Source organism: Ralstonia sp. RL (genome assembly GCF_001683835.1).
Taxonomy (GTDB): Bacteria; Pseudomonadota; Gammaproteobacteria; order Burkholderiales; family Burkholderiaceae; genus Ralstonia; species Ralstonia mannitolilytica.
Window position 1 is genome coordinate 1 of the sequence record NZ_LWRX01000178.1, and the last position, 883, is coordinate 883.

Genomic DNA, 883 nt, shown 5'->3' on the forward strand with positions numbered 1-883 from the left:
CTCCAGCGAGCTGGCCTGCGATTCGGTGCGCGCCGACAGGTCGGCATTGCCGGATGCGATCTCGCGCGAAGCCACCGAAATCGTCTCCGTGCCCTGCTTGATGTTCTTGACGGTGTTGGCCAGGTTTTCCTGCATGATCTTGAGCGAGCTGACCAGTTGCCCCGCTTCGTCGCGCGACGTGACTTCGATCTTCGTTGTCAGGTCGCCGCCGGCAATCGTGTCGGCGATGCGCGCCGCGTTCTGCAGCGGGACGGTGATGGTGCGCGTGATGAACAGCGCGATGAGCGCGCCTAGCGCAATGGTGAGAATGCCGATGCCCAGCATGCCCATCTGCGTGATCGTGTAATTCTGGCGCGACGCTTCAAGCGTCTCCTTCATGGCCTTCTGCTGGAAATCGGCGAGAGCGGCCAGGCTGGCGATCCACTTGTCGTGCAGCGGCTGGAAATCGGTCTTGAGCATCGCGGCGGCGTCGAAGTAATTCCCGCCCGCCACCAGCGATTTGATTTTCTCGATCACCGGCATGGTCGCCTGCCTTTGCTCGACGACCGCGGCCAGCAGGGCCTTTGTCTGCCCCGAGGCGGCATACCTTTTCAGCGCCTCTTCCGACTTTGCATAGCTAGCCAGAATCGATTCCAGCCGCTTGCCTTCGCGTTCGCCTTCGGTGGCGTCGGTCGGCGTCGCGATCCGGCGCAGCGCCAGCGCGATCGACCATCCCGCCTCGCGCATCTCCAACGCGTTGGCGAGGTTCCCGACGTCTTCCGTCACGATCTGTTCCGAGCTCGCCTGCAAGTCGCTCATGCGCCACAGCCCGAGCGCGAGCAGCGCCGTAGCGCACAGCAGTACCAGACCGAATCCCAGGGCCAGACGCTTGCCAATTTTAAGG

Annotated in this window: 1 protein-coding gene; it reads right to left on the reverse strand. The window is 63.2% G+C overall.

Translation table 11 applies throughout. The features are described 5' to 3' along the window. Window positions 1–883 (reverse strand): MCP four helix bundle domain-containing protein (locus A6M56_RS17690; protein ID WP_286758266.1); only part of this gene is annotated, 883 nt, incomplete at both ends.